Origin of the sequence: Enterococcus sp. E5-162 (assembly GCF_035725965.1) — a bacterium.
In the GTDB taxonomy this organism is placed as follows: Bacteria; Bacillota; Bacilli; order Lactobacillales; family Enterococcaceae; genus Enterococcus_B; species Enterococcus_B lactis.
The window spans coordinates 192,513-201,729 of record NZ_JAPRFV010000005.1 but is presented as its reverse complement, the minus strand read 5'-3'; the positions used below and the strand labels follow the sequence as shown (position 1 = coordinate 201,729).

General features: G+C 35.2%; 9 protein-coding genes and 1 rRNA gene. 4 read left to right on the top strand and 6 right to left on the bottom strand.

All coding sequences use genetic code 11. The annotated features are described in order from the left end of the window. The 4 genes from OZZ83_RS07245 to OZZ83_RS07230 all read right to left on the bottom strand — a co-directional run. Window positions 1-72, bottom strand: a 16S ribosomal RNA gene (locus OZZ83_RS07245); the annotation flags it as partial. A 668-nt stretch (window positions 73-740) separates the two neighbouring features. Further along, window positions 741-1,097: a Spx/MgsR family RNA polymerase-binding regulatory protein gene (locus OZZ83_RS07240; protein ID WP_002310798.1), complete on the bottom strand. Its 357-nt coding sequence runs from the start codon at window positions 1,095-1,097 to the stop codon at window positions 741-743. Window positions 1,098-1,110: 13 nt separating this feature from the next. Beyond that, window positions 1,111-1,521 carry a Spx/MgsR family RNA polymerase-binding regulatory protein gene (locus OZZ83_RS07235; protein ID WP_086309962.1) on the bottom strand — a complete coding sequence of 137 codons (411 nt, stop codon included), beginning with the start codon at window positions 1,519-1,521 and terminating at the stop codon, window positions 1,111-1,113. Window positions 1,522-1,869: 348 nt separating this feature from the next. Further along, on the bottom strand, window positions 1,870-4,056 hold the full coding sequence (locus OZZ83_RS07230; protein ID WP_002344591.1) for an ATP-dependent helicase: 2,187 nt from the start codon (window positions 4,054-4,056) through the stop codon (window positions 1,870-1,872). 220 nt (window positions 4,057-4,276) lie between these two features. Between OZZ83_RS07230 and OZZ83_RS07225 the strand changes: the two genes are divergently transcribed. Further along, a complete protein-coding gene (locus tag OZZ83_RS07225; RefSeq protein WP_002310796.1) occupies window positions 4,277-4,960 on the top strand; it encodes a YoaK family protein in 684 nt (227 codons plus the stop codon). Window positions 4,961-5,039: 79 nt separating this feature from the next. On the opposite strand, the gene OZZ83_RS07220 is transcribed toward OZZ83_RS07225, so the two are convergent. After that, window positions 5,040-5,759, bottom strand: coding sequence for a deoxynucleoside kinase (locus OZZ83_RS07220; RefSeq protein ID WP_002348365.1), 720 nt, complete (start codon window positions 5,757-5,759; stop codon window positions 5,040-5,042). A gap of 184 nt (window positions 5,760-5,943) precedes the next feature. Next, window positions 5,944-6,150, bottom strand: coding sequence for a hypothetical protein (locus OZZ83_RS07215; RefSeq protein ID WP_002293266.1), 207 nt, complete (start codon window positions 6,148-6,150; stop codon window positions 5,944-5,946). Between the two features lie 244 nt (window positions 6,151-6,394). On the opposite strand from OZZ83_RS07215, the gene OZZ83_RS07210 reads away from it, so the two are divergent. From OZZ83_RS07210 to OZZ83_RS07200, 3 genes are all read left to right on the top strand, one after another. Beyond that, complete coding sequence (locus OZZ83_RS07210) at window positions 6,395-6,997, top strand: accessory gene regulator B family protein (RefSeq protein ID WP_002310790.1); 603 nt, start codon at window positions 6,395-6,397, stop codon at window positions 6,995-6,997. A 140-nt stretch (window positions 6,998-7,137) separates the two neighbouring features. After that, window positions 7,138-8,418: a sensor histidine kinase gene (locus OZZ83_RS07205; protein WP_252706920.1), complete on the top strand. Its 1,281-nt coding sequence runs from the start codon at window positions 7,138-7,140 to the stop codon at window positions 8,416-8,418. A 12-nt stretch (window positions 8,419-8,430) separates the two neighbouring features. Continuing rightward, on the top strand, window positions 8,431-9,159 hold the full coding sequence (locus OZZ83_RS07200) for a LytR/AlgR family response regulator transcription factor (RefSeq protein WP_252706919.1): 729 nt from the start codon (window positions 8,431-8,433) through the stop codon (window positions 9,157-9,159). The last annotated feature ends 58 nt before the right edge of the window (window positions 9,160-9,217 follow it).

Here is a 9,217-nt window from a genome sequence, read left to right as displayed (position 1 = left end):
GAAGCGTACGACTTGCATGTATTAGGCACGCCGCCAGCGTTCGTCCTGAGCCAGGATCAAACTCTCATAAAAAGTTCGAACAATCTTACGATTGTTAAGCTCAATTTGTTTGCTAGCATATTGCTTGTTAAAAATGTTTGTTGTCTTGAATTGAATCAAGACGCCCTACACATTTGGTTTGTCTTACTTTGTTCAGTTTTCAAAGGTCTACTTCATCGGAAATGTTTTCCCGATTTGTTTCGGCTGCCGTAGCAACTTTTATATCATATCAGAGTGGCAAGTGATTGTCAACTCTTTTTTAAAAGTTTTTTTCGATTTCGTTTTTTGAAATCTTTCAGCAACTCATTTATCATAACTTATCGTTTGTTATTTGTCAAGAACTTTTTTGAAGTTTTTTTCAATAGAATCAACCTTCGCAAGCTGTTCTTTTTTAACGACTCAGTTATCTTATCATGTCATTAGCAACATGTCAATAACTATTTTTCAAGTTTTTTTAGTGCTATTTTATTTGCATATTACTTAAAACAACAAAAATGAATATATCATGTAAATTTACACATGTCAATATATTTCTCAGCCTATTTTCCCTCGTACATTTGAATTTTGACCACATAAATCGATTATATCTTTTATAGTAGAAAAATAAAGACAAAAAAAGAACACATAACACACTTGATGTTAAGTGTTCAACTGCTCTAACTGTAGGAAGCGCTCAGAAATTTGATTAAAATAGGTAAAGACTATTTATTTAGGATAAGTTGCTCCATCAACTGCTCATTGTATCCAATAAATAGAACTTCATCGATAATGATCAACGGACGTCTGAGGAGTTTTGTATGTTGTGTACATAAAGAAATCAGTTGTTTCTTACCTACACAGGAAAGGTCTATCGCAATGTTATGGAAAGCCTCAGACCAAGTCGCAAATAGCTGTTCTGCTTGCACTTCTTCAAAACTGCATAATTCTTCTGCTTCTTCTGTACTTAGATCGCGTTCTTCTAAGTCAACAAATTGATAAGGCAATTGATGGTATTCTAACCATTGTTTCGCCTTCAGACTGGTTACACAGTGCGCCGATCCGTAGACTTTCACTTCCACGAAGACTCCCTCCCTATGAACTTAAGATGTTATTGTTTTGTAAATAGATTAGGTTTCTAGCAACACACCGAATTTCACGAGGGACAAATGAACGGATTTCATCTTCATTGAATCCGATTAGTATTCTTTTTTCATCAATCAAAATAGGTCGTCTCAATAATGAAGGATATTCTTTGAATAGGACGATCATTTGCTTTAAAGTTAATTCGTTAAAATCTATTCCCAACTTCTCGTAAATTTTCGACCGAGTGGAAATAATATCTTGAACTCCTCCTTCAGTCGCTGCTAAAATCTTTTTGATCTCACTTTCTGTTAACGGTTCGGCAAAAATATTTTTCTCTTCAAATTCAAGTTGATTCGCTTGCAACCATGCTCTTGCTTTTCTACAGGAAGTACAGCTAGGCGAAGTATATACTTTTATCATTTTCTCACTCCTTTTTAATTATAATCCAATTCTACAGCAATTTCTTTTAAAATACCAATTATTAGCTAATAAAAAATAAAAAAAGTCGAAAAAAATCGATTATTTACGTTTAAATAATGAGAATTATTCTATGTACTTCCTATTTTAATAATAGTATTCTCATTTTTCAAAAATAAATAAGGGAGGTGTGACAAAAATCTTGTCACACCTCCTTTTTCCGAATAAACGGTGTTCCAGAAGTAGCTTCTTCAAAAATAAGCCGAAATTTTACAAAAATTTGAGAAGCAATTTCCGTAAATTCCTTCTTATTTCTTGAAGCTGACCACTCCTGTCACAACCTCTTTTCCATCACTTTCCTTTTTTCATACGACTACCGGTTTCTTTGACAAATCTCGATACTTTCAATTTTCTTGTATTTTTCATTTGAGGTACACATAGATACAGACGATTTCTTGCTCTAGTCATCGCAACATAAAATAGTCTTCGTTCTTCTTCTATCGTCGTCACTGGTTCTGCTTTTATTTCATTAGAGTCGATGACTTTCTTTTCTGTTGCTCCGTTATAAGGCAAACTTCCTTCGTTACAGCCAATTAAAAAGACATTTCTGTAACTAAGACCTTTACTTTTATGAATGCTCTGGATACATAGCGCATCAAGTTTTCCTTGTCTGTAAGCAATCAAGCGGGTTTTTAATTCTTTAGCTGTTGCTTGGATTTCTTGCGATAAGGCTTGGATACTTCTAAAAGTAGCATGTTGCTTTACTTCTTCTCGTATCCATTCTTGATCACTCTGATCGATTTCCTTAGCTATACGTGGCAGATGAAGATAGCTTTGTACAAGCGAATAGACTTCTTGATGCTGTTCTGTTTTACGCAACGCTTCCTCAAACTGGCGGATTTCTGCAGATTTGGATTTTAAATTGGGTCTTACCGACAAAATATAATCCGTAATGGCTGTATTTTGATATTTAGGAGAAAAGTATTGATCGCATTCACTTTTTTTCAGATAGCAGTCTACCATCAGCTGCCGCAGCAATTGCTGATAGGTTTGATTTTTCTTTTGCGGATTCTGAGCTGTTTGCCAATGAACGATTTTTTGATAGAACTGTTGGAAAGACTTGATACCAAAGATACCTTCATATGGACTATCTGCTTCCAGTACAAAAGGAATATTCGTTTTTAGCAGAGATTGGACAAGTTGCTGTGTTTGCGAAGCCGATCGGTATAATATGATCGATTCCTTATATTTCCCATTTTTTTGAATAAATGACTGAATTTGACTTATCAGCCACTGGCTTTCTGCTTTTGTATCTGAGAACAAATAAGCCTCCATAACACCCGCTTCTTTTTGTGCTGGAATCATCGCCTTTGGTATCCGATCATTTTTGTTATAGCTGATCAATCTATTCGCTCCTTGGACAATAGCTGCCCGAGAGCGGTAATTAGTTAATAAGAAAAGAGTTTTAGTAGGATATTCTTTTTCAAAGTTCTTGATATACGCTGGCTCCGATCCTCTGAATCCATAGATACTTTGGTCATCATCTCCAACAACGATTAACTTGATCCCGTTTTCCTTTGTCATCCGCTTCACGATTTCCCATTGAAGTGGATTAGTATCTTGAAATTCATCAATAAATAGATAATCATATTTCTGTCCAATATAGTGCTGAATCTCTTCATTCTCCAAAGCGCTTTTCAAATTTTGGAGTACGTCATTGAACTCTAACAATTGCTGCCTTCTTTTTTGTTCTTGGAGTTCTGTGAGCAATCCATACAGTCGTTCTGATATCGGTTGTCTTGCATTCTTATCAATGGAATCATATTTTTCTTTAACTAACTGAATCATTTCTTCTATTGATAGGTTCATATTCTGCCAATAGTCTAAGCGAGAAGCAATCGTTTTTTCTCCATATTGATCAAATAGATAAAGATTATATTTACGTATCAGCTGTTGCAAAACAGCATTTACTTTTTGCGCAGTATCTTTTGAAAAGTCTCCTTGTATCCCTTGCATTGCCACTTCAGGGAATTTTCGACAAATCTCATTGTATATCCTAAAAAAGATACTGTGGAATGTTCCGATATGGACAGCAGTTTTCCTTTGGCTGAAATTATCTACTCGTTTTTTTAGTTCATTTGCAGCATTCCGTGTAAAAGTGATCATCAGTATGCGTTCTTCGTCTACTTGTTTTTGTGTCATCAGGTACACCGCTTTTGCACAGATTGTTTGCGTCTTGCCGCTCCCAGCTCCCGCTATGATTCGAAGATGTTTCTCCATGTCGTATGTGATAGCTGCTTTTTGTTCTTGATTGAAGCGATTATAAGAACGTTTCTCCATCATTTTAAAGAAAGAGTTGTTTCCTTTGCTTTCTTTTTCCTGCATCTCTTCCTCAATAAGTCCAGGGGCTTCTCCATAAGCCGCTTCATAGGTAGCAATGATTTCTTCTTGTAGCCGAAAGACTTGTTGAAGCTTTTTATATTTGTTCTCCCAACGATTCAGTTCTTTTTGTAATCGGAGAATTTCTTTTTCATCCAACTGATTGATTTCCTTCCCATCTTTCTTCTTTGAAGTTGTTTCTTCCAATTTGATTATTTAAAATCTCGTTGTCTATTTTTTTCTTTATACTAACAGACCTTTCTAAAAATGAAAATGGGGAGCGAGATGATTTTGGTTTTCTGAAAATTTTTCCTTTTTTTCAATCGTTTATGCTAAGATAAGGAAGACAAAATTATATTCATAAAAGGTGATGAAAAAAATGCAGACTTCCTTTCACGAGGGACGTACAATTGGTCTTTTGCTGACATTTATCGGAGGAGCAATGGACAGTTATACTTATATCCAGTATGGTGCTTTTGCCTCTGCCCAAACTGGCAATATCATCCTATCGATCATCCAAGCTTTTGACGGAGAGTGGCTAAGCGTTGGCAAAAAAGTATTGTCTACCCTTTTCTTTTTCTTAGGGATTCTTCTAACAAAGTATTTGATTGATTATTTTAGAAAAAAAGAAAAACATTTCTGGCGTTTATTTGTTCTATATTATGAAGCGGTGATTTTTTTCTTTGTTAGTTTGACACCTGTCCATGAACATCCCGCATTAGTAACGATTTTAATTGCTTTTACAGCCTCGATTCAGTGGGTGGCTTTTGATAAAATCAACGGGCGTGCCTACACCAATTTATTTACAACAGGAAATTTAAAAGGGGTAGCAACAAATTTATATGATTATTGTATTTCTAAAGAAAAAGCAGATTTTGATCGATTTTTCCACTATTTAACTGTCGTTCTTGCCTTTATCGCAGGGGCTATTGTCCTTGTATTCTGTCATCATTTGTTTGGCGCCCATTCGATTTTGATTGTTTCTATTTTATTCTTGATCATGGCCCTCACTCAGACATTTCAGTTATGGCAGTTTTATCATACGAACCGTTTCACCTTTTGATTCCCCTGAATCAAAAAAACTAAGCAGGATGCTGTTCACAAAGAAATATTTGTGAGTGAGCAATTTGCTTAGTTTTTTATTATTCAGTTGTAAAGATACCCTTTGCTTTCGGGTTATTTGTAGTGTAGCGGATCGATTGGGCACCTGCCTCTTCTGTCATTTTCTTTGCCCGCATCTTGATTTCTTGTACGATTTGTTCTCCACATGTTGGATCGGCTACGAAATCGTATTTGTCCCCATCGATTACTATTTTGGGACATATATCAAACTGTTCATACCATTCTTCATAACGTCGATTGAGTTCTTTATAGTAGGAATAGAGTTCAGGATCTTGCTCTAGCTGTTCATATTCCCGACCTCTTTTTTTGATTCTTGCTAACATAGTTTCAAAAGATACACGAATATAAACCAGTAGATCCGGTTTCTTTTGTGGCGAAATTTCTTCTAATTCCTTCAGCATCGTCTCTAAAAGACCCTCATACTGCTTTACTTCTACTTCAGAAACACGCCCTAAATCGGCATTCAGATGAAACAACATACTATCTTCGTAGATAGAGCGGTCTAGTACATTATCATCATGGCTGAAAGCATCTTTAATCGCCAAAAAACGTTTGTTCAGAAAAAATATCTGCAATAAAAAAGTATACTTTTCCGGATTAGAATAAAACAGTGGCAATACTTCATTATCCTCCACGTTCTCATAAAAAGGTTTTGTTTCTAAATCTTGGGCAAGCATTTCAGTCAGTGTGCTTTTCCCTGCACCGATCGTTCCTGCAACAATAATCACAATTATCGGCATCCTTCCTGTAATAAAATCTGTTCTTCATTTTACTACTTCATTTATAGAAATAAAAGCCTTGACTTTATCTGCTCCTTAAAGGCTACTTCGCCAATAGTAGCTAGAAGTCACGCCTATTCATGAAAATAAAAGAGTAGAATGGATGAACTTCTACTCTTTTATGCTCTCAACATTTTATCTGTTTTTATTCTTCTATTGTACTTGATTTGCGTACAACTAACTGCCAGTGCAGATTATGAGCGGTATCATTGTCTTCTGCTGCGCAATTCATGACACGTATCATCACGCTATTTTCATAGATTTTTTCTATTTTTCCTTTTATTGGTGATTCAAATAAATCAGATTTAAATGCATATGTTTCGCCGACTTCAAACAATTGTTCATTTTCCATAAGAATCCCTCCATCACCTTTTCTAAGGTCAGTAAATTTTTAACATAAAATAATCGAAAAAACACAAACTTGTCATAAAAAGTACTTTTCGTATCAAAACTGTCACCTTTTTTGGAAAGGATTTAAAAAATGAAGATTCTTTTAAGGAAATCATGACGGTTTTGATGTCAAAACCACTTTTTATGAAACAAAACACGTTTTTTATTTTTTTTAGCATAGAATTTGTGGTGGAGGTACGTATGAGATGAAAGATAAAGTTGTGAACAAATTATTAGAAACCTTATTCAGCGGAGATAAATCGGAAGAAGATATGGTGTATGTCCAAGTAAAATTTGCCTTAGAAGTTTTATTGAACAACCTTGGAAAACTAGCGGTCGTTCTAGTCTTTTCTCTGGTGACGGGCTCATGGGCGGAAACAGGAATCACCTTTCTTTCCTATATCTGCATCCGCAGATATGCTTATGGATTGCATTCCGACTCTGAATTCGTTTGTCTGCTGTGGACACTGCTTTATTTATGGGGCGTTCCCTTGGTGATGAAACATCTGCAATTGACTATCTCCTTCCCAATGATGGTCTTTTTGTTAATCAGCTGCTTTTTGTTACTGCTTCGCTATGGATCAAGAGGTACAGCAATCAATCCCATTGAACCCGAGAAACGTCCACCATTATTAAAGAAGGCAATCAGCATGTTTCTAATTTTTTCTCTCATCACTTTATTTTTCTCAGCTTCTTACTTTTCTACCTATTTGCTACTTGGGATTGTTTTAGAAATAGCTACGTTGCTTCCTATTACAAAATACTTGATGAATTTTGGAGGAATCTTTCATGAAAAAAACAATCATTAAACAATTAACTAACTTATCTGACTTTTTTGTATCTGGCTGCTGCTTTGGTATGAGTTCTGAATTCAAAATCCCTGAAAAATTAAAAAAATAATACGCTAATTGTGCTATAATTTGGTAAAAATCAATGGGAGCTGTACTTTATGTTTTTATGGTCCATAGCGTTGCAATATTTGATTTACACAATTTGTATCTTATTGATTGACCATCATATCCGATACAACTATCTGTTTGTAGGAGTCACTCTGATTTCTTGCGTTTTGATTGGATGGGTCTACTCAGTTTTAGGGATTTTTACTGCTCTAATTGCTATAGGAATGCTGATGCTTACTTTTTTCTTCTTTTCGACTTCGCGTCAACAATTAGTTTACGCGCTTCCTTGTGGATTATTGACGTCGCTTTTAGGAGATCATTTAACAAGCATCGGCGATTTTTTTGTTTTGAAATCTGCGGTTGTTGAACCAGGAGATTCCTTGCAGTATTTTCACATTGCCTTATCCGCTCTTTTATCTGCTTTATTAGCTTTTTGTTTTAAAAAATCGTTAGAGACTTGGTTTCACACAGTGGACCGCCGTATGATCGGTACGATTGGGACGTTGATATTATTTACATACTATATCATTATTTTTTATACCCGTTTTTCTGGTGAAACACCTGATGTCTTAGCTTTGAATACTAGTTTTTTCATTCTCTATCTGTGTGTCGGCTTGATCATCTTGTTTTATTATTGGAAAATCTCTAATAAGAAATTAGCTGATCAGTTGTTAGAGCAACAAGTCAGGATGCAGCAGGATTATATCAAAGATCTGGAAAAAAACTATCAAGACTTGAGAGAATTCAAACATGATTACCAAAATCTGCTCTTTTCTCTTCACAGCTATATTGCAGAAGGCGACTTGGAAGGATTACGGTCGTACTACGATCAAACGATATTGCCTACACGCCAGATGATGAACCTTTTCCCGGCCAATCTAAGTATGTTGGATAATATGAAAGTTCCTGAAATACGCAGTTTGCTGTCATTAAAACTTATGATGGCACAGGAAAAAGGATTGATCGTCCAGCTTCATTTTCCTAAGCCAATCGAGTTGGATACGAAACATACGGTAAACCTTGTACGTATGCTTGGTATTATCTTGGACAATGCGATTGAAGGAGCTAGTGCTGCAAAGAAGAAAAAGATCGAATTGACGATCATCAAGAAAAATCATTCCGTGATGATTCGTGTAATCAATACAACAACAAATACATTACCGTTAAACCAGTTGAAACAAAAAGGTTTCTCAACAAAAACAAATCCAAAAAACGAAGGACTTGGCTTATTTATATTGGATGAATTGACAAAGACAAACCCTTATCTTTTCCTTGAAACATCAATTGAAAACCAACGTTTTTCTCAAACGATTTATATTCAAATAAAATAAAGGAGTAATGATATGATTCCCATTTATATTTGCGAAGACGATCCAAAACAATTGGAAGTTTTATCAACGTTGATCAAAAACAGGATCATGATTGAAAACTTAGACAGTTATGTTCATATTTCTACTTCTGATCCGGAAGAACTTCTCAATGCGGCCAAGATCAGAACTTCTTCTTTTGGTATTTATTTTTTAGATATTGAATTAGAAGACAGTGAAATGGATGGCGTAGCGATTGGTAAATTGATCCGTGAATTAGATCCTTTAGGAAAAATAATCTATGTGACTTCTCATACGGAAATGTCGATGAAAATCTTAAAAAGCAACATTGAGCCGACTGACTATATTGTGAAAGAAGACCTTTATGATTTAAAAGAAAATGTCGAGCAGATCCTGAGCAAAATTTTTGAAGATTTTCAAATGTCCCAGATCCAAAAAGATATCTTCAAAATAGAGTTCAATGATGAGATCAAATTTTTACCGATCAAAGAAATCCAATATTTTTCTACTTCGTTAGGCGCACCACATAAATTGGAAGTTCATTTGACTCATGCTCAATTGCAATTCTACGAGAAGATCAAAGAAATCGAGAAAATGCATCGGAATTTTATTCGTTGTCATAAATCTTATGTTATCAATACACAAAACGTGCGGTCGATTAATAAAAAAACCAGAGAAGTCACGTTGGCAAACGGTGAGACTATCCCTGTCTCTATCCGTGGATTAAAAAAGTTAATTTCATAAAAAGAACCGAATAGTTTGGACCGACTAAATAATCAGCCGATCCAAACCCTTCGGTTCT